The organism is Halorussus lipolyticus (genome assembly GCF_029338375.1).
GTDB classification, from domain to species: domain Archaea; phylum Halobacteriota; class Halobacteria; order Halobacteriales; family Haladaptataceae; genus Halorussus; species Halorussus lipolyticus.
Window position 1 is genome coordinate 324,154 of record NZ_CP119805.1, and the last position, 23,052, is coordinate 347,205.

The following is a 23,052-nucleotide window of genomic DNA, read 5'->3' on the forward strand; positions in this document are numbered from 1 at the left end:
AGAGGAAGCTAGCTACTGCCGAAACCGAGGCGTCTACCGCACAGCACCGCACCGCTACCGCGGGCCACACCCTCCCCAACCGATTGCGTTGCTCGTCGCTTCGCTCCTGCGCTACTCATCCCTCGCGCGGTTCGGCGCGGCATGAACGCCGCGCCAGCACGCGCCAGACACAAGTAGAGATGTTGTAAAGAATTGTATTTATATTTTAGGAGAGTGTAAAGGTTGCTCAAAAATTCAGAACGTGTAGCCGTGCTTTTCGGTGACGTGGTGGGCCGCGGTGCCCCAGATGTAGTCCTCGCCGGGCCACCACGTCCGGGCGTTGTTGAACCCGCCGACCAGCACGCCCGCGTCGGGATTGTCGGGGTCCGGATGGTAGTTGACCGACCCGCTGTCGCCGTCGCTGAAACCGGACTCCTCGCCCCACTTGAGTTGGCCCTGCTTGCAGATGGCCCCGTAGGCGCAGGTGAAACCGTCTACCGCCTGAATCTTGCCGGTGGTGTGGCCCGTCTTGACGCCGATTTTTTCGAGGCCCTCGCCTTCGGCCTTGAGGTCCGCGAGGCCGACTTTGGTGAACTGCCCGAGGACCCGGCCGGGCGACTCCCGGCGGATGCGCGAGAGCGGTTCGTACCCCTCGACGGGCCGGGCGCAAATCATGTCCGACTTGGGGTAGCCAGACCGGACCGCCCCGATTTCGGTCCGACTGCCGTCCAGCAGGTAGAGCGGTTCGCCCGCGTTGCCGGTCCCGCCGAAGACGTGGTTCGCGGTGGCGAAGTACCGCGACCCGTCGGCGGGGTCCCGCATCGCCGGCGCGAGCGTGCCGTAGAGTTTTTCGCTGGCGACGGCGACGCTCCCCGGCACGCCCCCGTCGTCGGTGGTCGCGTCAGCGCCCGACGCATCCAACTCCTCGACTGCGCTCGGAGTCGCCGCCGCACCCGGACGCTGACTCCGGCGCACGTCCCCGGCCTGCACCCGGCGGACCTCGACCGGCGTGTCCTCGACTCGCTCGGGGACCGCGCCGCGGGCCTCCTCGGACGTGATTTCGACCCGGATACTCGCGTTTCGCCCGCCGTACTCGCCGGGTTCGACCGCCGAACTCGCCACCTCGTCGTGATGGCGCACCGTCAGATTCCGGTGGGCCGCCAGCGCCGACCGGAAGTCGTCGTACCAGTCGGCGGGCACCGTCTTGCGCCGCGGCCGGAGTTCGCCGGACTCCTCGTCGCGGGTTAGACCGTAGACCACCGGCACCTCGTCTCGACTCGCCGCCCGCACGTCCTCCGCGGAGAGGAGACTCGCCGAGAGCGCACCGAACCCCAGACTCAGAAGCGTATCGACGAACCGCCGCCGTCCCATCGTCCCCACGCTCTCGTCGTGGACGGCGCTGGTCCGCGTGTCGTCGTGTTCCCCCATTTCCCGCATACCTGTACGCCGGACTGTCACTTGAAACTGCTTGCCCGCCCGCGATTCGAGCCGGTTGATACAAGTCGAAAGAGCCGCCTGTGAAAAGTTAGCAGGCAACTAGCAATCCCCGGTGAATCCGCCGCGGATACGCTCAACCGAACAATCCACCAGCGAACGCCCTGCTGACCGACAACCATGGGTGGGGTGAAGGGGCCGGTCGCTCGCGTGACCGCGAGCGGCCGGGGGCTTCAAAAATCGTCTTCTCCGCCGTAACAGCAGTCGTTTTCCCGGCTTCTGTTTTTAGGTCGCTCCCAGAACAGCGTCAGTTTCGACCGATTCCGCGGCGTCGAGCGAGCAAATCGCGTCGATGTCGGTCTGCTCGACTTCGACCAGCACGCGGTCGAACGCCAGTTCCCGGAGGACCTCGCCGCCGAGGGATTCGACCTCCTCGGCGAGCGCAGGGGTATCGGTCTCCTCGGCGTCGTCGGTCACGTTCTCGGACTTATCCTCAGCCAGCGTCACCACCAGCCGAATCGTCTCGCCGGGAATCGGGTCGCGCCGGAGCGACCGCACGGTGTGGCTCACGTAGGTCATAGCTCGGTTTAGAGCGGTTCCCACGTCCGCGGCGAGTCGTTCAGTCGCTCGCAACCGTCGTCGGTGACGACCACGAGGTCCTCGATTCGGACGCCGAACTCGCCCGGCAGGTAGATGCCCGGTTCGACGCTGAACACCATCCCCGGTTCGAGTTCGGTCTCGTTACCTTCCACGATGTAGGGACTCTCGTGAACGTCGAGGCCGACGCCGTGGCCGGTCCGGTGGACGAACTCGTCGCCGTACCCGGCCTCCTCGATGACCTCGCGCGCTTTCCGGTCGATGTCCTCGGCGAGGACACCCGGTTCGACCGCTTCGACCGCTGTCTGCTGGGCCTCGCGGACGGTTTCGTGGACCTCCTCGTAGCCTGCCGGCGGGTCGCCCGCGAACACGACCGTCCGGGTCTGGTCGCCGGGGTAGTTGTCCACGTAGGCCCCGAAGTCGAGGACCACGGGGTCGCCGCGCTGGATTTCCCGGTCCCCGTGGCGGTGGTGGGGTTTGGCACCGTTCGGCCCGGACCCGGCGATGGTGCCGAACGCGGCTTCCTCGCCACCGGCGTCACCGAGTCGGCGCTCGATTTCCGCTACGAGTTCCGATTCGGTCATGCCGACGGCCTCCTCGCCGAGTTCCCGGATTTCGACGCTCACTCGGTCTGCCAGCGTTCCTGCTCGCCGGAGGGCGTCGATTTCGGTCTCGTCTTTGCGCATCCGGAGGTCCTCGAACACCTCGCTGGCGAGGCCGAACGTCGCTTCCGAGAGCGTCTCGCGCAGGTCTTGGGTGAACAGCGCCCACATCGTGTCGTCCACGAGGAGATGGCCCCCGCGCAGGTCCATGTCGTCCGCCACCTCGGCCACGAGGTCGGTCGGGTCCTCGCCGTCTGCCCAGAGCCGAACGTCCTCGACCCACGAGGAGTCCCGAATCTGCTCGTCGTACATCTCGGGTGCGACGAAGGCGGGGGTTCCCTCTTGGGGGACGAACAGGAACAGGTGTCGCTCGCCCGGTTCCTCGCGGAATCCGGAGGCGTAGAACAGGTTCGTACTCGGAAAGAGGACGGCCGCGTCCGCACCGACCTCGGCCAGTCGCCGTTGGCATCGCCGGGTTCGCTCCTCGAAGGCGTTCATGCGAGAGGGTTGCTCGGGACGCGATTTAAAAGTAGGGACGGGCAGTCGAAGCCGAGTCAGTAGTGACCCAGCAGGCCCTCGCTTCGAGCCCTGACGCTCGCCCGGTAGAAGCAGTAGTAGCCCGCAGAGAGATAGACGACGCTGGTGGCGACGAGGATAGCGAGTTCTCCCGCCGGGAACTCCCAGAGCCGGGTGCCGTCCCGCATCGCGGTTCGCAGGAGATAGCTCCCCTGCGAGATGGGGAGGAGTTTCAGGTAGGCCAGCCTATCGACCGGCGCGGCGATGAGCGCGATGAACCCGAACTGGACGAGTTGGAAGATGCTCTCGATGCGCTTGTAGACCAGCGCGAGGCCCCCGAACAGGAAGCCGATGCCGAGGACCGCCAACAGGGTCAGTCCCACCAGCGGAAGCACCGTGAGGGGGTCGATGATGAGCCATCTGCCGGTCATCGCCATCATGATGACCAGCAGGGTGCCCGACCACAGCAGGCTCATGAAGACGTTGACGACGGTCTTGACGACCATGACGGTTCCGAACCCGTGGGGCGACATGTAGAGTCGTTCCAGCGTGCCCCACTGAGCCTCGCGGGTGACGCTCCACGCCAACCCGGAGTAGGCTATCGTGGATAGGGTAAACAGGAAGAATCCGACGATGATGCCTTCGAGCGACCGGGTGAGCGCCGCACCGGCGACTGCTCGCCCGCCGAAGAAGATGAGCGCGAAGAAGATAATCATCGTCAGGAACTGCGCGCCGGTGTTGACCGGATACCGGACCAGCAGGATGAACTTCTTGTAGAGGACGACCTTCGCCAGCGCGGCCAGCGAGGGGTCGTCGGACGTATCGGCGTCAGCGGTCGCCATCGGCGCTCACCCCCGAAGCGACTGCGCCGCCGGCGTTCGCATCCGGGCCGTCCTCGGATCGGTCGGACGACGAGGCCGAGTCGTCGCCGGTCTTCTCGGGACCGGTCTCAGTGAGCCTGAGAAAGACCTCTTGAAGGTCCGGTTCGACCGATTCCACGTCGCGTAGCTCTTGGTCGGCCGCGTTGAGGAGGTCGAACACGTCGTAGAGTTCGTCGCCCTCGGTCGCGGTGAACCCAATCGTGAACCGGTCGCCGTGGTCGGTGCAGTCGGCGTCTACCGCCCGCTCGACCCGGCGCTGAACGTCCTCCTCGACCGGCGGTTCGACCGTGACCTCGTACTGGCGGGTTCGGAACAGGTCCAGCAGGGCATCCACTTCGTCGTACTCCACGACCCCGCCGTCGTTGAGGACTAACACCTTGTCACAGACGGTCTCGATAACGTCCATGTCGTGACTGCTCAGGACGATAGTCACGTCCTCGCGCTCGGCGAGTCTGCTGAGTTCCGTCCGGAGTTCGAGCGAGGTTTCGATGTCCAACCCAAGCGTGGGTTCGTCCATGAACACCACGTCAACGTCGCGGGCCAGCGTCGAGGCCAGCGAGGTCTTCTGTTTCATGCCCCGCGAGAGGTCGTTGACCGGGGTGTCCGCGCGGTCCGCGAGACCGAACTGCTCCAACAGCGATTCGTGACGGTCGCGCAGGTCCTCGGGGTCGTCCCCGCCGAGACCGGCGAAAAACGAGAGGTTCTCCTGAACAGTCAACCGCCAGTAGATGTTTCGCGCGCCCTCGAGAATCGCGCCGACTTTGCCGTAGGCGTCGTCTGGGTTGTCGTGAACGTCGATGCCCGCGATTTCGACCGTCCCCGAGTCGGGGACGATAAGTCCGAGCATCGACTTGATGGTCGTCGTCTTCCCGGCACCGTTGGGACCGAGGAGACCGACGACCGTTCCCGTCTCGATTTCGAAGGAAACGTCGTCTATCGCCGTGACGGCCTCCTCGCCCTCGCCGAAGGTCTTTCGCAGACCCTCGACATGGATTGCAGGTTTCTCGACCGATTCCGTGCCATCACTCATAATGTGGTTCGTTAATTTTACTCATTCGACCCATTTTAATTGTTGTGCTTGTTGTCCCACGTAGCTCACTTCCGGCCCGAGTGTCGAGCAACGCCGACCGACGACCGACTCGACAGCGCGCGTCGCGGTGAGAAACGGCACCGCGACGACTGACATACAGCGGCGACGGGACGTTAGATAATTATATAATTCTTAAACAAATATTTCCCCATTCTATAGAAATATTTTCCTACATTCGGTATCGCGCTCTCCCACTTCTGACCCCCAATCACGTCCAGTCAGCGACTGTCCACGTCAGCGACCGCCCCGTCAGCTAAGTAGAACGCCATAGTACGCCACTCGTGGTTCGGGAGCAAGTGGCCGAGTTCTCGGTCGAGTACGTGCAAGCACTGGACGAGGAGGGGACCCTCGACGACGAGCAGGCACCCGACGTGGACGACGAGGACCTCCTCGAACTGTATCGACTGATGCGCCTCGCCCGGCGAACCGACGAGCGGGCCGTCGCGCTCCAGCGCCGGGGCGAGTCGGGGACCTACGCCCCCGGAATCGGGCAGGAGGCCGCGCAGGTCGGGTCGGCGTTCGCGCTCGCGAGAGACGACTGGATGGTGCCGTCCTTCCGGGAGAGCGCGGCCTACCTCACCCGAGGAGCGCCGGTCCACCGACTCCTCTGGTACGCGATGGGGATGGAGGAGGGCGCGGAGGTCGCCGACCGCAACATGCCGCCCTCGATTCCGGTCGGTTCGCAGGCCCTCCACGCCGCCGGTCTCGGGTGGGGCCAAGCAATCCGCAGAGACGAGACGGCCACCCTGACCTACTTCGGCGACGGCGCGACGAGTCAGGGCGACGTGTACGAGGCCATGAACGTCTCGGGGGTCTTGGACGCTCACACGGTCTTCTTCTGCCAGAACAACCAGTGGGCCATCTCGGTCCCCCGCGAGCGCCAGAGCCGTGCCGAGACGCTGGCCCAGAAGGCGATTTCGGCGGGCATCGAGGGAATCCAAGTGGACGGCAACGACGTGCTGGGCGTCCTCGGCGTCGCGCGGGACGCGCTCGAATCGGCCCGAAACGGAAATCCCGTACTGGTCGAGGCGCTGACCTACCGCCAGTCGATGCACACGACCAGCGACGACCCGCGGGTCTACCGGAGCGAGGACGACGAGGGCGACTGGGACGCCCGCGACCCAATCGTCCGGTTCGAGCGCTATCTCAGAGACGAAGGCGTGCTGGACGACGACCGGGCGGCCGAAATCGCCGACGACATCGAGGCGCTCCTGAGCGACGAAATCGACCGGGCGCGAGGCGGCAGAGAGGAGGTCGAACCCGCGGAGATGTTCGACCACGTGTTCGCCGAGACGCCGCCGGAACTCCGGCGACAGAAGGAGGCCTTCGAGCGCGAGGAGAGCGAGGAGGGCGAGACCGGCCCCGCGAGCGCCGAGGACGGACTCCGAGGGGAGCGCGAGGCCGGGGGCGCAGAAATTCCCGAGAGCGTCGAGAAGCAAAGAGACGGGACCGCCGACGAGCAAAGAGACGAGGACGACGAGGTGGACGACCGTGGCTAACGAAATCCGCCTCGTGGAGGCGATTCGACAGGCCCTCGACGAGGAGATGGCGCGCGACGAATCGGTAATCGTCTACGGCGAGGACGTGGGCGTCAACGGCGGCGTCTTCCGGGCGACCAAGGACCTCATCGAGGAGTACCCCGAGCAGGTCTACGACACTCCTCTCGCTGAGGCCGCCATCCTCGGCCTCGGCGTCGGTCTCGCCGGGGCCGGGTTTCGGCCCGTGCCGGAAATTCAGTTCGCCAGTTTCGCGTATCAGGGCTTCCACCAACTCGTCCAACACGCGAGTCGGATGCGGAGCAGGACCCGCGGGACGCTCGGCGTGCCGATGACCGTCCGGATGCCCTACGGCGGGGGCATCCGGGCGCTCGAACTCCACTCCGAGAGTTACGAGGCCGGATTCGCCCACGTTCCGGGTCTGAAGACGGTCGTGCCTGCAAATCCCGCCGACGCCAAGGGCCTGCTGACCGCCGCGATTCGGGACCCCGACCCCGTAATCGTCCTCGAACCGACCAGTCGCTACCGGGCCTCCCGCGAGTCCGTGCCGGAGGGCGAACACGTCGTCCCCCTCGGGGAGGCCGAAGTCGTGAGCGAGGGCGAGGAGGTAACGGTCGTGGCGTGGGGCGCGATGGTAGCCGAGACCATCGAGGCTGTCGAGGACGCCGACGCGGACGCCGAGGTCATCGACCTCCGGACCGTCTCGCCGATGGACTCGGAAGCGATTCTGGCCTCGGTCCGGAAGACCGGTCGGTGCGTCGTGGTCCACGAGGCCCCCAGAACCGGCGGCCTCGCCGCGGAAATCGTCGCCCGCATCAACGACGACGCGCTCTACTATCTGGAGTCGCCGGTCGAGCGAGTGACAGGCTACGACGTGCCCTTCCCGATGTTCGCCCGCGAGGCGGCTTACCGGCCCGACGCCGACCGGATTCGGCGGGGAATCGAGCGAGTGCTGTCGGCGTGAAAGCTAAGCGAGTCGGCGTTGTCACCCCATCGGGGGATTCGAATGCAAGCATTCGTGATGAACGGAATCGGCGAGACGGGATTCGCCGAGAAGGACCGACCGGAACCGGGGCCGAACGACGCGATACTGAAACCGACCAAGGCGCTCATCTGCACGTCGGACGTTCACACCGTCCACGGCGCAATCGGCGAGCGCGAGGACCTGACGCTGGGCCACGAGGCCGTCGGCGTCGTGGACGAAGTTGGCTCGGAAGTCGAGGAGTTCGCCGAGGGCGACAGGGTGGCGGTCGGAGCCATCACGCCCGACTGGGGGTCTGAGGCCGCCCAAGACGGCCACTCCTCGCAGTCCGGCGGCGCGCTCGGCGGGTGGAAGTTCGCCAACGAGAAAGACGGCGCATTCGCCGAGTACGTCCACGTCAACGACGCCGACGCGAATCTGGCCCACATCCCGGAGGGCGTCGAAGACGAGGAGGCCGTCTACGTCTGCGACATGCTCAGCACGGGATTCACCGCGGCCGAGAACGCCGAGATTCCGATGGGCGGGACGGTGGCCGTCTTCGCGCAGGGACCGGTCGGCCTGATGGCGACCAAGGGCGCGGAACTACAGGGCGCGGGCCGAATCATCGCCGTCGAGAGCGTCCCGGAGCGACAGGAGTTGGCCCGCAAGTACGGCGCGGACGAAGTGGTGAATTTCGAGGAAGTGGACCCGGTAGAGAAGATTCTGGAACTGACCGCCGACGAGGGAGACCCGGCAGGCGTCGATGCCGCAATCGAGGCCCTCGGCAGGGAGGAGACGCTGGCCGACTGCGTGGCGGTGACGAAACCCGGTGGAACTATCTCTAACGTCGGCTACTACGGCGAGGGCGAGACAGTCGGGATTCCGAGAGAGGCGTGGGGCGTCGGCATGGCCGAGAAGGACATCGTGACCGACCTCTGCCCCGGCGGGCGGGTTCGCCTCCGGCGACTCCTGCGACTCATCGACGCCGGCCGGGTGGACCCGACGCCGATGACGACCCACGAGTTTGACTTCGAGGACATCGACGAGGCTTTCGAGTTGATGGCGTCGAAAGAAGACGGCGTTATCAAACCGCTGGTGACGTTCTGAGGTGCGTGGCCGGGGGACAGTTCATTTCGGTCAATCGGCGTCGGAGCGAACGCCGCTCGCCCGATAGACTGTCTCGTCCAGTCGGAGTTCGCCGCGGGCGAGATAGACCCACGCGAGGACGAACAGACAAATCACGCTCAGGCGGACCAGTTTGACCTCGAGGTTCGCCGTCAGCGTCGTTCGGGTAAGTTCCACGAATTGGGGCACCGCCACTCCGGCTATCGTCCGCCCGTACAGGAGTTCCGTCAGGACGCGACCGAAGTGAATCCCGACCGGGAGACCCAACTCTCCGGTGAGGAGATACGCCAAGGAGAACGTGATGCCTACAAGGGCGGCGTCGATAGCCACGACGACGTTTCCGCGAAGCGGAACGTGATAGAGTCCGAACAGCAACAGGCTGGCGGCGGTAGCGACCGTCGTCGCCACCGTCGGCGAGAGGCCGCGTGCGGTGAGTCCTTCCGCGAAATTCCCGAGAACGATTCGCCGATAGACGACCTCCTCGTAGACGTTCCCGAGAAGGAACGACTGGAGAAAGGCGACGAACACGACGCCGACGACGAGGGGGACCCCAGCGCCGCTTCCGCCACCGACGGCGAGGTCCACGTCTCGCAGTCCTCGGAGTTCCCCCCAGAAGACCGACACGGCGATTCCGACGACGGTGAACACCGCACCGGCCACGAAGTTCCGAATCCAGTGCCGACCGACGTTCAGACCGAACTCCGTGTACGCCCGGCGTTCAAGCCTCGCGGCAACCACAATCGCCACGACGACGAGGACGACGTACAGCGCGCTCAAGGCCAACAGCGTCAGCACCTCGAGACCGATGGACGACTCCGTGACCGATGGCACGACCGTCCCGAGCGAAACGATTCCGGCCCGGAAAATTGCGAGCGTCAATACGGCCGGCAGAAGACCTCGAAGGGTCGCACGTAGCCGACTCGAATCATCACCTCGGAGAATAGTCATAACATCGTACAAGTAAATATGCGTATATCATAACCGGTTCGGTATCGCTCGGAAAACGCCAGCCGGCCCGTCGCACTTGGCACTCCGGAACGGCGGAACCGACGGTGTCCGCAATCAGTACGCCTCGGCTTCGAGGTCTTCGAGGTGTTGCTGGAGTTCGGGGTACTCCTCGACCCTGACGAAGCCGTACTCACAGCCGCCGTAGAAAGTGTCGGGAATCTCGTTCTCGACCAGCATCAGTTCGGGGTCGGCGTCCACGTGGTTGACCTTCGCCAGCGGGACGACGCGGGCCTCCTCGGTGCCGTCTAAGCAGACCACAGTGCGTTCGCGGAACAGAACCGCGTCGAACTCCAGCGCGTCGTACTCGTCTACCGTGAACACGGTCGGGCGGGACGGAGACATACTCGAACCACCAGCGACCAGAACAATAAACCCACGGCACAGCGACGGGACAGCCCGAAAGGCCGCGATAGGACTCGGCACACAGAACTAAGGCCGAAAACGCCGAGGCAAGGGACATGGAGTACGTTCGACTCGGTTCGACCGGCACCAAAGTATCCGAAATCTGCTTCGGGACGTGGCGCTTCGCCAAGGAGACCGACGGGACCGTCGAGACCGACCGCGGGACCGCCCACGACCTGCTGGACACCGCGTGGGACCACGGAGTCAACTTCATCGACACCGCGAACGTCTACGGCGACCCCAACGGCACCGCCGAGGAGTGGCTCGGCGATTGGCTCTCGGACTACGACCGCGAGGACTTCGTGCTGGCGTCGAAAGTCTACTTCGGGTTCAATGACGGGCCGAACGACCGCGGCCTCTCGCGCAAACACGTCCGGAGCCAGATTCGGGGGACACTCGAACGCCTCGGCACCGACTACCTCGACCTCTACTACATCCATCGCTGGGACGACGAGACGCCAATCGAGGAGACCCTTCGGACCCTGAACGAACTCGTCCGCGAGGGGAAGGTCAACTACCTCGGCGCGAGTTCGATGGCGGCGTGGAAGTTGACCAAGGCGCTCTGGACCAGCGACGTGGAGGGGATAGAGCGCTTCGAAGTCACGCAACCCCGGTTCAACCCGGCCTACCGCGACCCGGTAGCGGACTACCTCAACCTCTGCGCCGACCAAGACCTCGCGGTCTGTCCCTACTCCCCCCTCGAAGGCGGGTTCCTGACCGGGAAGTACGAGCGCGAAGGCGACGGTCCCGAGGGGTCCAGAGGCGACCTCTACGACTGGAAGAACCGGTTCGACGACCGCCAGTGGGACGTGCTGGACGCGATTCGGGAAGTCGCCGACGACGAGGACGCCACGCCCGCCCAAGTCTCGCTTCGGTGGTTGGCCGACCAGCGCGATTTCCGGTGCATCCCCATCGTCGGCGCGCGGACCACCGACCAACTGGAGGAGAATCTGGGTGCGACAGACGTGTCGCTCTCGGACGAGCAGTTCGACCGAATCGAAGAAGCGTACGAGTAGCGAGGTTGTCGAGTCAAATTTAAAGAGACAGAGCAAAAGGTCGATAGTATGACAGAAGACAGAGAAGACGCGACCACCGACGACCACCATGTCATTGCCGCGGCAACCACGGAAAGATACGGGGTCTTCGACGGTTTCGAGGCCGTCGATATGGGTGAAACGAACGCCGTTGACGACCACGACATCAAAGGTCTCGGGGAAAGAGACAAAGGATAGCTGGTCGTTCGGCTTCGGACGCTAACTCGGCATCTTCCGCTTTCGGTCGCTACATTTCCGCCAAAGCCGGAATTTTATACCCGCCCTGAAAAGGTTGCACCGTGAGCGACGACCGAGACGCGCCGGAATCCTCGCAGAGCGACCAGTCACGCCGCCAAACTGTCGGCCTCGTCGCCGGCGTCTTCGTCCTCTCGACCGCGGCGGGGGCCTACGAAATCGCGCCCGCCAGCGTCCTGCCACTCGTCAGGGACTCCCTCGGCGTCAGCGGAACGGCGGCGAGTTGGCTCGTGAGCGTGATGTACCTCACCGCGGTCATCGCCAGCGTCCCGGTCGGGATGGTCCTCGACCGGGTGCGCGTCCGGCGGGCGGTCGCCGTGGCGGCAGGCGCGCTCCTCGTTGCCGGGGCGTGGGGCTGGTTCGCCGCGACCGCCGGGGCCTACTGGTGGCTGTTCGCATCCCGAATTCTGGGCGGGTTCTCCTACGTCGTGGTCTGGAACGCCGGCGCGAACCTCGTCGGGCAGGCGGTCGAACCGGACGTGAGAGCCACCGCTGTCGGCGTGTTCACGGCGAGCGCGCCGGTCGGATTCGCGCTGGGGCAGTTCGGGAGTCCGCTCGTGGCCGACTCGCTTGGGTGGCCCGCCACGCTCCCGACGTTCGCGGCCATCGCAGTGGTCGGCGTAGTCGTGTTCCTCGCCTCGACTCGGGGCCGAGGACTCGCCGTCGAAACCGACGCGCCGGACCGCTCGGAGGTCCGGGAGTTGTTCGCCAATCGGTCTGCGTGGACCCTCTACGTCCTGTGTTTTCTGGCGTTCTCGCTCTACCTGTTTCTCAACAGTTGGCTCCCGAGCTATCTGACCAAGCAGTTGGGCGTCTCGCTGGCACTGAGCGGCCTGCTGACCGCCCTGTTTCCCGCGGTCGGGGTGGTCTCGCGGACCAGCGGCGGACTCCTCTCGGACCGACTGTTCGGCGGCGAGCGCAGGCCGGTGGCTCTGCTGTCGTTCGTCCTCGCCGCGCCCGCCGTGGTCGGGTTCGTCTTCGTGACGCAGGTCAGCGTGGTCGTCGCGCTCCTGCTGGTCGCCGGGTTCGCGGTCCAACTCGCCATCGGTCTGCTGTACACCTACATCGTGGAGGTCGTCGCGCCCGCGGTCCGGACCACCGCGGTGTCGATGCTGACCAGCGTGGGCCTTCTTGGGGCCTTCCTCGCGCCCATCGTCGGCGGCGAAATCATCGGTCGAGCGGGGTACCGCCCGGCCTTCCTGCTGGCCGGCGGCGTCGCGGTGGCGGGAATCGCGCTGGCGTGGTACGCGCCGGAAGGCAGAGAGCAATGAAGACGTGTTTTAGAGATAACCGTATCTTTCCGAGAGCGGACGCGCTTGACTCACCGCCGAGGACGTGAGCCGGGCGGCAAGCCGGTCGTCGGAAAGTACTTTGCCCCTGCGAGACGAGTGCTAGACTTAGAGGGTGGGAGATAATGCCAGACAAACCGCACCAGAATTTGGCCATCATCGGCCACGTAGACCACGGCAAATCGACGCTCGTCGGACGACTGCTGTTCGAGACCGGAAGCGTGCCGGAACACGTCATCGACCAGTACAGGGACGAGGCCGAGGAGAAAGGCAAAGGCGGCTTTGAGTTCGCTTACGTGATGGACAACCTCGCCGAGGAGCGCGAGCGCGGCGTCACCATCGACATCGCCCATCAGGAGTTCGAGACCGACACCTACTACTTCACCATCGTGGACACGCCGGGCCACCGCGACTTCGTGAAGAACATGATTACGGGGGCCAGTCAGGCCGACAACGCGGTCCTCGTGGTGGGCGCTGACGACGGTGTTGCACCCCAGACGCAGGAACACGTCTTCCTCGCCAGAACGCTGGGTATCAACGAACTCATCGTGGCGGTCAACAAGATGGATGCGGTCGAGTACGACGAGACTCGCTACAAGGAGGTCGTCTCGGAGGTCAGGGACCTGCTCGACCAAGTGCAGTTCGACACCGAGGACGCGAGTTTCATCCCAATCTCGGCGCTCGAAGGCGACAACGTGGTCGAGCGGAGCGACAACATGCCGTGGTACGACGGCAAACTCGTGCTGGAGGCACTCAACAACCTCGAAGAACCCGAACCGCCGACCGACGCGCCGCTCCGCCTGCCGATTCAGGACGTGTACACGATTTCGGGCATCGGGACCGTGCCGGTCGGGCGCGTCGAAACCGGGGTGTTGAACACCGGCGATTCGGTCTCGTTCCAGCCCTCGGACGTGGGCGGCGAGGTCAAGACAATCGAGATGCACCACGAGGAGGTCCCGCGGGCCGAACCCGGCGACAACGTGGGGTTCAACGTCCGCGGCGTGGGCAAGGACGACATCCACCGGGGCGACGTGTGCGGTCCCGCCGACGACCCGCCGAGTGTGGCCGAGACGTTCACGGCCCAAATCGTCGTGATGCAACACCCCTCGGTCATCACCGCGGGCTACACGCCGGTCTTCCACGCTCACACCGCCCAAGTCGCCTGCACGCTGGAGTCCATCGACCAGAAAATCGACGCCTCGTCGGGAGAAGTCGAGGAGGAGAACCCCGACTTCATCCAGTCGGGCGACGCCGCGGTCATCACGGTCAGACCCCAGAAGCCCCTGAGCCTCGAACCCTCCTCCGAGATTCCGGAGTTGGGAAGCTTCGCAATTCGGGACATGGGCCAGACCATCGCCGCCGGCCGTGTGCTAGAGGTCAGCGAACGGTAAGCCGACCCAACCGCGACGGACGCCGGGGACAGAGCGCCAGACCCCCAATTCGGGGGAAATCCCCAACTGCGTCAGACATCGTTTGATTTTACTACCTGTACGGAAGTGGTTGTAACATGGGTTTTGGTAGCTACGACGAGTCCGAGCAAAAGGACCAAGACAGCGATTTCGACGAGGAGGACGCCGTCAACGTACACGCAAACTCTCACGAGGGCGAAGTTTCGTTCGACTCGGAGGCCTCGCAGGACGAACTCCTCGACCAGTTGAACGAAATCAAGAACGGCGGCGAAGAAGACGAGGAGTAATTTCCCGTCTGTCGAAACCGGGCCGGTTTTAACTCCTTCTGGCGTATTCTGGCGCGTGAAGAACGTCACGGACAGAACCAGCAACCCCTTCGGAATGTCGCCGCCCTGCCGACACGAGTGCGAGTCCGGAGTTCGCGCCGTCTTCGGCTACGGCGACGCCAACGCCGACTTCCACGTGGTCGGCGACCATCCGGGCGTCCACGGCGGCCGAGAGACCGGCGTGCCCTTCACCGGGAGCGCGGCGGGCGAGCGCCTGCAACCGGTTTTGAACGAGGTCGGCCTCCTCGGGGACGCCTACAGCGACGAACCGAGGAGCGCGAACGTCTTCTTCAGCTATCGCCACATGTGCTGTCTGCCCGAGGACCGCGCGCCGACCGACCGGGAGTACGCCGACTTGGAACCGTTCTTCGACGCGGAACTCCGGGCCATCGCGGCCCACGTCCTCGTGCCGGTCGGCGAGCGCGCGACTCGCTACGTCCTCGGGACCTACGCCGCCCGCGAGGCCCTCCTCGACGCCGTGGACGGCGACCCGATGGCGGACCTCCACGCCGACCACCTGCCGGGCCGGGGCTTTCTGGTCGTGCCGGTCCGCGACCCGAGCGACTGGGAGGAGGGCGACGGCGAGCGACTGGCCTCCTCGCTCGCGGACCTGCTGGCGTCGGACTACCGCCAGACCGCCGACCTCGGGCGGTTCTTGGCGGAACACGACACTTACGAAGTTCGGTAGCGGGGTCGGCGTGCGACCGGAAAGTACAGGGTCGGAGCGCGACCGGAAGGTACGAACGGTCCCGCCCGCTATCACAGGTATGGCCAAGACCGTAGACGACCTGCGGAACGAGATTCGGCAGGCAGTCGGGCGATACGAGCGCGTCGAATCGACCGGGTTCACCAAGGAAGCCCTCGCCGCGATTTGCGACGCCGTGGGCTACGACATCGACGCGAACCGTCTCCCCGCCAAATCGCAGATGCGGACCGGGATTCTCCGGAAAATCGGCGAATTGGACGACGACGACCCCGAGGAGACCGGCCGCTCCTTCCGGAAAGCGCAACTCGAATCCATCGCAGAGGCGCTCCGAGACGAGGAGTAGCGGGTCGTCCGGGGCGAGTCTCTTTGCTCCTCGGCGTCGAACCTCCTCTGGGGGAACAGCCGTGAGCGTCAGACAAATCGAATCAATCGTAGAGCGACTCCAGCACAGCGCGACGGTCCGGTCGGTGTTCGGCGACCCGATAGAGCGCGGCGACCGAACCGTCGTCCCGGTGGCCCGCGTGGCCTTCGGATTCGGCGGCGGATACGGAAGCGGCGGCAAAGCGGAGAGCGAACAGACCGGCCAAGGCGGCGGAGGAGGTGGCGGCGCGACTGCCACCCCGGTCGGCGCGCTCGAAATCACCGACGAGGGCACGCGCTTTGTCCGGTTCGAGGAGCGCCGCCGGTCGCTCGGGGTACTGGTCGTCGGGGTGGTCGCGGGACTGCTACTCGGACGGCGGTTCGGACGGTCGTAGAACTGTAGATGTGTCTTCGAAGATTGTAATTATTTTCTTAATAATTGAATAGATTGCTATCGGCGGTAGTGACCCGGCTCTGACATCGACGGAGGCCGCGACCGGACCGCGAAACTCACCCGTCCCGCTACCGCAGGTCTCGCCCCCGTTACCGCGAACCTCATGTTCCCCTGCGAACCTTCTGCTTCCCGCTACTGCGAACCTCACGCCGCCCCAACCTCGCGGCCGCCCAAGGCGGCCGCGTCCCTCGCGCGACGACGGCGGACTACGAGAGTCCGCCAGCGCGCGCCGAGAGGAGGTCCCGAAATCTCTCTAAGAGCGGCCGCCCTCCTCCCGAGAGCTACCTTCATCCCGGTTCCGACCGTAGCGACTGTGATGGCCACCGTCAGAACGAACGACATCCGGACCTACTACGAGGAGGACGGCACCGGCCCGCCGGTCGTGTTCGTCCACGGCGCAATCCTCGACCACTCCCAGTGGTATCCCCAGACAGCGGCCCTGAGCGACGAGTACCGGACCGTCGCCTACGACGTGCGGGGTCACGGCCGGACCGGCGGGTCGGCGCGCAGGCGGTACTCCGTGGACCTCCTCGCGTCGGACCTCGACGCGCTCGTCAGGGCCTTGGACCTCGAAAAGCCGGTCGTCTGCGGCCTCTCGACCGGTGGGTGCATCGCGCAAGTCTACGCCGCGGCCTACCCCGAAGAGTTGTCGGGACTGGTCCTCGCCGACACGTTCGGCACCGAACTCCTCGACTGGCGCGAGTGGCTTCAGCGGTCGGTCCTACTTCAGGCCGCCATCCCGCCGGTCAGACTCCTCGGCTACCCGCGCGTCGAGAAAGCGATGGTCTGGCTTCAGGAGCAGGTGCAGGGCGAGGCCGTCAGCGGCGACTACGAGGCCATAGAGCGACTGCGCGACGAGGGACCCGAGATGGAGACCGACGAGTTCGTCAAGGTGATTCGCGCCCTCGTGGCCTTCAGCGAGGCGGAAATCGACTACTCCGCCATCGCCGCCCCGACGCTCGTGCTGTACGGCGAACACGAACCCGGATTCGTTCGGCGTCACGCACCGAGATTGGGCGCTCGAATCCCGAACGCAACCGTTCGGGAGGTTCCGGATGCCGGCCACGCCTCGAATCTCGACAATCCGGCGTTCTTCACCGCGGCGCTCCGGGGCTTCCTCGCAGAGTGGGCATCCCGCGGCGAAACGTCCGACGGTGAGGAGACCCGCAGCGAAGAGACCAATACCGACTAGTCAGCGTAGGTCCGCCCGCCGGGGACGATTGCGTCGAAGAATCCCCGGAAGATTCCCACCGCGAGGTCGAGGAGCAACGGAACGAGCGGGACGACGACGATGAGCGCGACGAACGCACCGGCGACGATTGCGGCGACTTCGAGCGCGGTCGTTGGCTTCGGAAGGGCCATAGCGTCGCTAACGGCCCCGGTGGTAAAAACAGTAGCGCGACACGTTCGAGAAAGACGAAACGAATCTCGGCGGGCAACAACCCCTAAGGACGTGTGCGGACTACTACGTTGGGAATGACGCTCGATGCATCCGGCGACCTCGACTCGCCAGACGACCTGTTCGAGTACAAGCTAAGGGGAATCTACTACGGGGAGCGACAACTGGCCGACCTGTTGGACGAACTTCAGACCAGCGCGACCGACTCGGACCTCGTGGACGACTTCGCCAGCCACCGCGACGAGACCCGAGAACACGTCGCACGCCTCGAACGCGCCTTCGACGTGCTGGGCCTCGAACCCCACGAGCGGACCGTCCCGACCTTCGACGCGCTCGCCGAGGAGAAGCGCGCCGCAGACACCGACGCCATCAACAACGCGGTCCAGAACTCCCTCTACAACCACGTCGGTCGGAAGGCCGAGCGCCTCGAAATCACGGAGTACGAGGGCCTGTTGGAACTCGCCGACGCTATCGACGTGGACGGCGAAGCCGTGCGCCTCTTGGAACAGAACCGAGACGAGGACGAGGAGGCCCTCGACGACCTCGAATCGGTCTCGGAGGGCGGCGAGTTCCAGTCGTTCACGGACAGACTGTTTTAAAATCGGATTCGGCCCGCCCTACTCGTCGCCGAACTCGGACCCACAGTTGCCGCAGGCCATGCTCGCGGAGGGAAGCGAGCGTTGGGGCGTGACCAGTCCGCACTCGTCGCAGATGCCGAACAGGCGTTTCTCGGGGTCGATGCCGCTGACGAACTCCATCCGCACCCACGCCTCGGAGTCGCGCTCGTCGTAAATCTCGACGCCGCCGTCGGTTCGCTTCCAGTTTATCGGGTCGGCGTTTTGCTCCCGTCGCTCCAGTCGTTCGCTCATCGCGTGGTCGAAGGGCGAGCAGTAACTATCATAAAAGTTCCGTAATAATTTTTACTACAGGTCCAGTAAAACTCCGGACAGCGCGGAAGCGCGGAGCGAGCGCCGAGAGAGAAAACGACTTATCTGGCAGGGGCGGAGTACGACCGTGAAACGGATTCAACTCGGGAACACTGTCTTCGAGGGCGAGAACGACGTGTACCTGTTCGGTGCGGACGCCGATACGAAATCGACTGCAATCGTGGACACCGGCGTCGCCACCGACGAGGGCCGAGACCAACTCCGCGAGGGCCTCGCGGAGTACGGCGTCGAGTTCGCCGACGTGGATGCCATCTTCCTCACGCACTGGCACCACGACCACACCGGCCTCGCCGGGGAGATTCAGGCCGAGAGCGGTGCAACGGTCTACGTCCACGAGGACGACGCCGAGATGGTCGCGGGCGACGGCGCGAACCACAAGGCCGAAATCGAACGGCGCGACCTGTTCGAGCGGTGGGGCGTGCCCGACGAGAAGGCCGAGGAACTGCTGGACTTTCTGGGCGTCCACGACGAGATTCAGGGCGACTCGCCGACCGTCGAGACGTTCGCCGACGGCGACCGCTTCGAGGTCGGCGGCGTCGAGTTGGAAGTCGTCCACCTGCCGGGCCACGCTGGTGGCCTCTCCGGGTTCGCTTTCGACGGCGAGGAGGGCCGGGAACTCCTCGCGGGCGACGCGCTCCTGCCGCGCTACACGCCGAACGTCGGCGGCGCGGACCCCCGCGTCGAGGACCCCCTCGGGACCTACCTCTCGTCGCTCGACCGCATCATTCGAAATGATTTCGCCCGCGCGTGGCCCGGCCACCGCGACCCCATCGAGGACCCGACGGCCCGAGCGCGCGAAATCGCTGACCACCACCGCGAGCGGACCGAGCGCGTGCTGGGCGTCCTCGAAGAACGCGGGAGCGCCGATGCGTGGACCGTCAGCGCCGACCTGTTCGGCGAACTGGCGGCCATCCACATCATGCACGGCCCCGGCGAGGCGTGGGCGCACTTGGACCACCTCAAACGCGAGGACGTCGTGACCGAGACCGACGGCGAGTACGAACTGGTCGAGAGCGACCCCGACATCGACGCTATGTTCGAGAACGCGACGGAGAGCGCCGAAACCAAACAATCCTAGCTATTTGTTTCGGGAGCATTTTTGTGTTTCTAGCTACGTAAGAGATGGGTCGGCGGCCTCGGGACTGATTAGTCGCCCCGCCGTACCCCGAAAGCATGACCACCGTCACAGTCTGGAACGAGTACCGCGTCGAGAAGGAGGACGACGAGGCCCGCGAGGTTTACCCCGAAGGCATCCACGGGGCCATCGCGGACTTCCTCGAAGACGAGGAGTTCGACGTGCAGACGGCAACCATCGACGACCCGGAACACGGCCTAACCGAGGAGACACTGAACGAGACGGACGTGCTGACGTGGTGGGGTCACGAGGCCCACGAGGAAGTCGCGGACGAGGTGGTCGAGCGAGTTCGCCAGCAGGTGCTGTCCGGGATGGGCCTCGTGGTCCTCCATTCGGGGCACTTCTCGAAGATTTTCAAGCGCCTGATGGGGACGACCTGCGACCTGAAGTGGCGAAACGAGGCCGAGAGAGAGCGAATTTGGACGGTCGAACCCGGCCACCCAATCGCGGAGGGCGTTCCGGAGTCAATCGAGGTCCCCGAGGCCGAGATGTACGGCGAGCGATTCGACGTGCCAGCGCCCGACACCCTCGTCTTCACCAGTTGGTTCGAGGGCGGCGAGGTGTTCCGAAGCGGGTGTTGCTACCGCCGGGGTGCGGGCCGAATCTTCTACTTTCGGCCGGGCCACGAGACCTATCCGATTTATCACCAGTCCGAGATTCAGCAGGTCGTCACGAACGCGGTCGAATGGGCAGAAAATGTAAATTCCACGTCACCCTCCTTCGGAAACGTCCCCGAACCGCCCGAGGAGGGTTAGCGGCCGGTTTTCGGGCGCGTCATCATCGCTGATACCGAACATCAATTTTGATATTGGCAGGAATAAAGTTAAAAGAAGGAAACCCTTTATTAGGAAGCCGCGAAACCGGCAAAACGTAGATGGCAGTAGCGCCACGGATACTGCACGTCGAGGACAACGATTTCTTCGCCAGAGTCACCGCCAGCGTTCTCACCGACGACTACGGCATGAACGTGCAGACCGTGGACAACGCCGAGACGGCCCTCGAACGCCTCGAAACCAAGTGCTTCGACTGCGTGGTCAGCGACTACGAGATGCCGGGGATGGACGGTCTGGAACTGCTCGAGGCAGTCCGAGACGCCTACCCCGAGATACCGTTTATCCTGCTGACCGGCGGCGGAAGCGAGCAAATCGCCAGCAAGGCCATCTCCGCCGGCGTCACGGACTACCTCAAGAAGGGCGAGGGCAAAGAGCAGTTCACGGTGCTGGCCAACCGCATCGAGAACGCCATCGCCAGACGCCGGACCGAGCGACTCGCCGACCGCCAAATCGAGGTCAACGACCTCATCTGGGACGTGAGTCAGGCCGTCCTCCGAGCGTCGTCACGCGAGGACATCGAGGAGACCGTCTGCGAACGCCTCGCGGACTCCTCGCCCTACCTGCTGGCGTGGGTCGGCAAAGTGGACGACGAGACCGAGGCCGTCCATCCCAAGGTCTCGGCGGGCGTCGAACAGCGGTATCTCGACGCGATAGTGCTGGACGCCGACCGCGAGGGCGGCGACCGGGTGCCGGTGCGCGAGGCGGTCGAAACCCGGACCGTGGCGGTCGAACAGCGCGCGAGACTGGAGGACGGATTCGAGTTAGGCCGGGCGAACGCCGGCCGCGACCGATACGCGGTCGCCGCCGTCCCCTTGGCCTACGAGGACCGGGCCTACGGCGTCCTGAGCGTCTGGTCGGACGTTCGCCACGCCTTCGACGAGACCGAGCGCCGGGTCCTCTCGAAGTTCGGCACCAGTCTGGCCTACGCTATCGACACGGTGCAGACGCGCAAGGAACTCGTCCAGCGCGAACAGCGACTACAGGTGTTCAACCGCATCCTGCGGCACAACCTGCGCAACGACCTCAACGTCGTCCTCGGTCGGGCCGAGAACATCGGCGAGAATTTCCCGCCCGCCCGGTCGGAGGCCGAGGTCATCGAGCAGAAGGCGAGCGAACTCATCGAAATCAGCGAGAAGGCCCGCGAGGTCGGCAAGACCCTCGACCGCGAGGACCCGGCCGAGACCCAAATCGACGTGACCGAGTGCGTCGAGCGGACTTGCGAGGAGTTCCGCCAGTCGCATCCCGAGGCCGAAATCGTCACCAGACTCCCCGAGTCAGTGGTTGTGTTCGCCGACAAGACCTTGGAGGCCGCACTCGGCGAACTGGTCGAGAACGCAATCGAACACAACGACGGCGACCCCTCGGTGACGGTCACCGTCACGGTGTCGAGCGCCGAGGAGGACGCCGAGTGGGTCGAAGTCACCGTCTCGGACGACGGGCCGGGCATCCCCGAAGACGAGCGAGCGGTCCTCACCGAGGGGAAAGAGACCGCGCTCCACCACGGAAGCGGTCTCGGCCTCTGGTTGACGAACTGGATAGTCGGCAAGTTCGGCGGCGAAATCGCCTTCGACGACTACCACACCAGCGGCGGGACGGTCACGCTCCGACTCCAGCGCGCGACCGGAACCGTCTCGACGTGGCGCGACGCCTCCCCGCTGGAACTCTAAGCGAGTCGAGACGAAGTGAGTCGAGAGTCCGTCGTAACCGTACCCGACGGCGCTCGACGCAGACCTGTCTGTTTTCTTTAACAACAGATATATATGGTAAAAATGAAGAATACAGACAATATGAGTACGAAATCGACAGGGTTCGTAGAACGGTTTCGGCAACCGGAGTACACCGGCGAAAATCGGTGTACCCCGTGTACCGCCGTCAACATCGTTATCGCCGCAGTCGGGAGCGGACTGGTCTCGTTTGTCCTGACGCCGTTCGGCGGGATGGTGGCGTTCGCGCTCTCGCTCGTGACGATTTACCTCCGGGGCTACCTCGTGCCCGGAACCCCCTCGCTCACCAAGAAGTACTTCCCCGACTGGGTGCTGGCGAAGTTCGACAAACTCGAAGACGAGACGCCCGAAGTCACCGAGGACGACCGGGAACCCGAAGAAGTGCTGGCCGACGCTGGCGCTGTCGAACCCTGCGAGCAGATGGACGACCTCTGTCTCGCCGACTCCTTCCACCGAGCGTGGCGCGACAACATGGACGCCATCAACGCCGAGGGAACCGAAAAGAGCGACTTGGGCCGGGTCCTCGACGTTGACGAGGACAAACTCTCGTTCGACGAACACGACGAGGCACTGGTCGCCCAGTACGACGGCGGCCGCCTCGGTCAGTGGGAGTCCCGCGCGGCGCTGGTCGCCGACCTCGCCGCCGCGAAACTGCTGGAAGAACGGTACGACGACTGGGACGCCCTGACGGTCACGAACCAGAGTCGCGTCCTGAGCGGCCTGCGCATCTTCCTCGAATCCTGCCCCGACTGCGGCGGGGACATCACGATGGAACAGGAAACCGTCGAGTCCTGCTGTCGGACGATGGACGTCGTGGCGGTCAGTTGCGCCGACTGCGACTCCCGGATTCTGGAAGTCGAACACGACCAGTAGGACGGCGGTTTTCGGCCCAGTTTTTCCTACTCGGTTCCCCAATTTCCGACCCAGTTCTTCCGCCTTAGACATCCACGTTTCGGCGACCCCACCGTTTCCGGTGTCTTCGTCGGTTGTAGGTCGGCCTCGGCGTCTGACTCCGACCGGTCGAATCCCGTCGTCTCCGACCATCAGTACCGTCGAGGAGAACCGGGTCGAACAGTTTCGTCTCGGGTGT

The 23,052-nt window shown here is 64.9% G+C and carries 26 protein-coding genes; 17 read left to right on the forward strand and 9 right to left on the reverse strand.

Annotated elements, in window-relative coordinates; translation table 11 throughout:
• Positions 1 to 234: 234 nt before the first annotated feature.
• The 5 genes from P2T57_RS18550 to P2T57_RS18570 all read right to left on the reverse strand — a co-directional run bounded on the left by P2T57_RS18550 (position 235) and on the right by P2T57_RS18570 (position 5,039).
• Complete coding sequence (locus P2T57_RS18550) at positions 235 to 1,416, reverse strand: hypothetical protein (protein ID WP_276302230.1); 1,182 nt, start codon at positions 1,414 to 1,416, stop codon at positions 235 to 237.
• 282 nt (positions 1,417 to 1,698) lie between these two features.
• Positions 1,699 to 1,992 (reverse strand): hypothetical protein, encoded by a 294-nt coding sequence (locus P2T57_RS18555; protein ID WP_276302231.1) that lies wholly within the window; start codon positions 1,990 to 1,992, stop codon positions 1,699 to 1,701.
• Between the two features lie 8 nt (positions 1,993 to 2,000).
• Positions 2,001 to 3,110, reverse strand: coding sequence for a M24 family metallopeptidase (locus P2T57_RS18560; protein ID WP_276302232.1), 1,110 nt, complete (start codon positions 3,108 to 3,110; stop codon positions 2,001 to 2,003).
• A gap of 56 nt (positions 3,111 to 3,166) precedes the next feature.
• Positions 3,167 to 3,970: an ABC transporter permease gene (locus P2T57_RS18565; protein ID WP_276302233.1), complete on the reverse strand. Its 804-nt coding sequence runs from the start codon at positions 3,968 to 3,970 to the stop codon at positions 3,167 to 3,169.
• Positions 3,957 to 5,039: an ABC transporter ATP-binding protein gene (locus P2T57_RS18570; RefSeq protein ID WP_276302234.1), complete on the reverse strand. Its 1,083-nt coding sequence runs from the start codon at positions 5,037 to 5,039 to the stop codon at positions 3,957 to 3,959. The genes P2T57_RS18565 and P2T57_RS18570 overlap by 14 nt, the downstream gene beginning before the upstream one ends.
• A gap of 341 nt (positions 5,040 to 5,380) precedes the next feature.
• Here P2T57_RS18570 and pdhA point away from each other — a divergent pair, with 341 nt between their 5' ends.
• Genes pdhA through P2T57_RS18585 form a run of 3 tightly spaced genes read left to right on the forward strand, consistent with a single transcriptional unit; the run spans position 5,381 to position 8,663 of the window.
• Positions 5,381 to 6,598, forward strand: a complete 1,218-nt coding sequence (pdhA, locus tag P2T57_RS18575; protein ID WP_276302235.1) for a pyruvate dehydrogenase (acetyl-transferring) E1 component subunit alpha — start codon at positions 5,381 to 5,383, stop codon at positions 6,596 to 6,598.
• Positions 6,591 to 7,559, forward strand: a complete 969-nt coding sequence (locus P2T57_RS18580) for an alpha-ketoacid dehydrogenase subunit beta (protein WP_276302236.1) — start codon at positions 6,591 to 6,593, stop codon at positions 7,557 to 7,559. Before pdhA ends, P2T57_RS18580 begins: the two co-directional genes overlap by 8 nt.
• Before the next feature lie 42 nt (positions 7,560 to 7,601).
• Positions 7,602 to 8,663, forward strand: a complete 1,062-nt coding sequence (locus P2T57_RS18585; RefSeq protein ID WP_276302237.1) for an NAD(P)-dependent alcohol dehydrogenase — start codon at positions 7,602 to 7,604, stop codon at positions 8,661 to 8,663.
• Positions 8,664 to 8,693: 30 nt separating this feature from the next.
• On the opposite strand, the gene P2T57_RS18590 is transcribed toward P2T57_RS18585, so the two are convergent.
• Complete coding sequence (locus tag P2T57_RS18590; protein ID WP_276302238.1) at positions 8,694 to 9,560, reverse strand: CPBP family intramembrane glutamic endopeptidase; 867 nt, start codon at positions 9,558 to 9,560, stop codon at positions 8,694 to 8,696.
• A gap of 183 nt (positions 9,561 to 9,743) precedes the next feature.
• Positions 9,744 to 10,031 carry a hypothetical protein gene (locus P2T57_RS18595; protein WP_276302239.1) on the reverse strand — a complete coding sequence of 96 codons (288 nt, stop codon included), beginning with the start codon at positions 10,029 to 10,031 and terminating at the stop codon, positions 9,744 to 9,746.
• 116 nt (positions 10,032 to 10,147) lie between these two features.
• On the opposite strand from P2T57_RS18595, the gene P2T57_RS18600 reads away from it, so the two are divergent.
• From P2T57_RS18600 to P2T57_RS18640, 9 genes are all read left to right on the forward strand, one after another.
• Positions 10,148 to 11,107 carry an aldo/keto reductase gene (locus P2T57_RS18600; RefSeq protein ID WP_276302240.1) on the forward strand — a complete coding sequence of 320 codons (960 nt, stop codon included), beginning with the start codon at positions 10,148 to 10,150 and terminating at the stop codon, positions 11,105 to 11,107.
• 48 nt (positions 11,108 to 11,155) lie between these two features.
• On the forward strand, positions 11,156 to 11,323 hold the full coding sequence (locus P2T57_RS18605) for a hypothetical protein (RefSeq protein ID WP_276302241.1): 168 nt from the start codon (positions 11,156 to 11,158) through the stop codon (positions 11,321 to 11,323).
• Positions 11,324 to 11,424: 101 nt separating this feature from the next.
• Complete coding sequence (locus P2T57_RS18610; protein ID WP_276302242.1) at positions 11,425 to 12,651, forward strand: MFS transporter; 1,227 nt, start codon at positions 11,425 to 11,427, stop codon at positions 12,649 to 12,651.
• A gap of 143 nt (positions 12,652 to 12,794) precedes the next feature.
• The gene (gene tuf / locus P2T57_RS18615; protein WP_276302243.1) at positions 12,795 to 14,060 is read left to right on the forward strand and encodes a translation elongation factor EF-1 subunit alpha; all 1,266 of its coding nucleotides are present in this window, start codon (positions 12,795 to 12,797) and stop codon (positions 14,058 to 14,060) included.
• Positions 14,061 to 14,176: 116 nt separating this feature from the next.
• Complete coding sequence (locus P2T57_RS18620) at positions 14,177 to 14,365, forward strand: DUF5786 family protein (RefSeq protein ID WP_276302244.1); 189 nt, start codon at positions 14,177 to 14,179, stop codon at positions 14,363 to 14,365.
• A gap of 55 nt (positions 14,366 to 14,420) precedes the next feature.
• Complete coding sequence (locus P2T57_RS18625; protein WP_276302245.1) at positions 14,421 to 15,092, forward strand: uracil-DNA glycosylase family protein; 672 nt, start codon at positions 14,421 to 14,423, stop codon at positions 15,090 to 15,092.
• A gap of 79 nt (positions 15,093 to 15,171) precedes the next feature.
• Entirely contained in the window at positions 15,172 to 15,453 is a 282-nt protein-coding gene (locus P2T57_RS18630; RefSeq protein ID WP_276302246.1) for a hypothetical protein, read from the forward strand.
• A 61-nt stretch (positions 15,454 to 15,514) separates the two neighbouring features.
• Positions 15,515 to 15,865: a GerW family sporulation protein gene (locus tag P2T57_RS18635; protein WP_276302247.1), complete on the forward strand. Its 351-nt coding sequence runs from the start codon at positions 15,515 to 15,517 to the stop codon at positions 15,863 to 15,865.
• A 375-nt stretch (positions 15,866 to 16,240) separates the two neighbouring features.
• Complete coding sequence (locus P2T57_RS18640) at positions 16,241 to 17,116, forward strand: alpha/beta fold hydrolase (RefSeq protein WP_276302248.1); 876 nt, start codon at positions 16,241 to 16,243, stop codon at positions 17,114 to 17,116.
• On the opposite strand, the gene P2T57_RS18645 is transcribed toward P2T57_RS18640, so the two are convergent.
• Positions 17,113 to 17,286 (reverse strand): hypothetical protein, encoded by a 174-nt coding sequence (locus P2T57_RS18645; protein WP_276302249.1) that lies wholly within the window; start codon positions 17,284 to 17,286, stop codon positions 17,113 to 17,115. The genes P2T57_RS18640 and P2T57_RS18645 overlap by 4 nt on opposite strands.
• Before the next feature lie 114 nt (positions 17,287 to 17,400).
• Here P2T57_RS18645 and P2T57_RS18650 point away from each other — a divergent pair, with 114 nt between their 5' ends.
• Positions 17,401 to 17,922, forward strand: a complete 522-nt coding sequence (locus P2T57_RS18650; RefSeq protein ID WP_276302250.1) for a YciE/YciF ferroxidase family protein — start codon at positions 17,401 to 17,403, stop codon at positions 17,920 to 17,922.
• 18 nt (positions 17,923 to 17,940) lie between these two features.
• Here the strand turns inward: P2T57_RS18650 and P2T57_RS18655 are convergent, their stop codons facing one another.
• The gene (locus tag P2T57_RS18655) at positions 17,941 to 18,192 is read right to left on the reverse strand and encodes a hypothetical protein (protein WP_276302251.1); all 252 of its coding nucleotides are present in this window, start codon (positions 18,190 to 18,192) and stop codon (positions 17,941 to 17,943) included.
• A 145-nt stretch (positions 18,193 to 18,337) separates the two neighbouring features.
• On the opposite strand from P2T57_RS18655, the gene P2T57_RS18660 reads away from it, so the two are divergent.
• From P2T57_RS18660 to P2T57_RS18675, 4 genes are all read left to right on the forward strand, one after another.
• Positions 18,338 to 19,348: an MBL fold metallo-hydrolase gene (locus P2T57_RS18660; protein ID WP_276302252.1), complete on the forward strand. Its 1,011-nt coding sequence runs from the start codon at positions 18,338 to 18,340 to the stop codon at positions 19,346 to 19,348.
• 95 nt (positions 19,349 to 19,443) lie between these two features.
• Positions 19,444 to 20,160 carry a ThuA domain-containing protein gene (locus tag P2T57_RS18665; protein WP_276302253.1) on the forward strand — a complete coding sequence of 239 codons (717 nt, stop codon included), beginning with the start codon at positions 19,444 to 19,446 and terminating at the stop codon, positions 20,158 to 20,160.
• Between the two features lie 119 nt (positions 20,161 to 20,279).
• Positions 20,280 to 21,905: a response regulator gene (locus P2T57_RS18670; protein WP_276302254.1), complete on the forward strand. Its 1,626-nt coding sequence runs from the start codon at positions 20,280 to 20,282 to the stop codon at positions 21,903 to 21,905.
• A 120-nt stretch (positions 21,906 to 22,025) separates the two neighbouring features.
• On the forward strand, positions 22,026 to 22,835 hold the full coding sequence (locus P2T57_RS18675; protein WP_276302255.1) for a DUF8054 domain-containing protein: 810 nt from the start codon (positions 22,026 to 22,028) through the stop codon (positions 22,833 to 22,835).
• The last annotated feature ends 217 nt before the right edge of the window (positions 22,836 to 23,052 follow it).

Bases quoted from the DNA above. Each gene is read 5' to 3' on its own strand.
- P2T57_RS18550 (WP_276302230.1), bottom strand. From the start codon at position 1,416: ATGCGGGAAATGGGGGAACACGACGACACGCGGACCAGCGCCGTCCAC.
- P2T57_RS18555 (WP_276302231.1), bottom strand. From the start codon at position 1,992: ATGACCTACGTGAGCCACACCGTGCGGTCGCTCCGGCGCGACCCGATT.
- P2T57_RS18560 (WP_276302232.1), bottom strand. From the start codon at position 3,110: ATGAACGCCTTCGAGGAGCGAACCCGGCGATGCCAACGGCGACTGGCC.
- P2T57_RS18565 (WP_276302233.1), bottom strand. From the start codon at position 3,970: ATGGCGACCGCTGACGCCGATACGTCCGACGACCCCTCGCTGGCCGCG.
- P2T57_RS18570 (WP_276302234.1), bottom strand. From the start codon at position 5,039: ATGAGTGATGGCACGGAATCGGTCGAGAAACCTGCAATCCATGTCGAG.
- P2T57_RS18585 (WP_276302237.1), top strand. From the start codon at position 7,602: ATGCAAGCATTCGTGATGAACGGAATCGGCGAGACGGGATTCGCCGAG.
- P2T57_RS18595 (WP_276302239.1), bottom strand. From the start codon at position 10,031: ATGTCTCCGTCCCGCCCGACCGTGTTCACGGTAGACGAGTACGACGCG.
- P2T57_RS18600 (WP_276302240.1), top strand. From the start codon at position 10,148: ATGGAGTACGTTCGACTCGGTTCGACCGGCACCAAAGTATCCGAAATC.
- P2T57_RS18605 (WP_276302241.1), top strand. From the start codon at position 11,156: ATGACAGAAGACAGAGAAGACGCGACCACCGACGACCACCATGTCATT.
- tuf (WP_276302243.1), top strand. From the start codon at position 12,795: ATGCCAGACAAACCGCACCAGAATTTGGCCATCATCGGCCACGTAGAC.
- P2T57_RS18620 (WP_276302244.1), top strand. From the start codon at position 14,177: ATGGGTTTTGGTAGCTACGACGAGTCCGAGCAAAAGGACCAAGACAGC.
- P2T57_RS18630 (WP_276302246.1), top strand. From the start codon at position 15,172: ATGGCCAAGACCGTAGACGACCTGCGGAACGAGATTCGGCAGGCAGTC.
- P2T57_RS18640 (WP_276302248.1), top strand. From the start codon at position 16,241: ATGGCCACCGTCAGAACGAACGACATCCGGACCTACTACGAGGAGGAC.
- P2T57_RS18645 (WP_276302249.1), bottom strand. From the start codon at position 17,286: ATGGCCCTTCCGAAGCCAACGACCGCGCTCGAAGTCGCCGCAATCGTC.
- P2T57_RS18650 (WP_276302250.1), top strand. From the start codon at position 17,401: ATGACGCTCGATGCATCCGGCGACCTCGACTCGCCAGACGACCTGTTC.
- P2T57_RS18655 (WP_276302251.1), bottom strand. From the start codon at position 18,192: ATGAGCGAACGACTGGAGCGACGGGAGCAAAACGCCGACCCGATAAAC.
- P2T57_RS18665 (WP_276302253.1), top strand. From the start codon at position 19,444: ATGACCACCGTCACAGTCTGGAACGAGTACCGCGTCGAGAAGGAGGAC.
- P2T57_RS18670 (WP_276302254.1), top strand. From the start codon at position 20,280: ATGGCAGTAGCGCCACGGATACTGCACGTCGAGGACAACGATTTCTTC.
- P2T57_RS18675 (WP_276302255.1), top strand. From the start codon at position 22,026: ATGAGTACGAAATCGACAGGGTTCGTAGAACGGTTTCGGCAACCGGAG.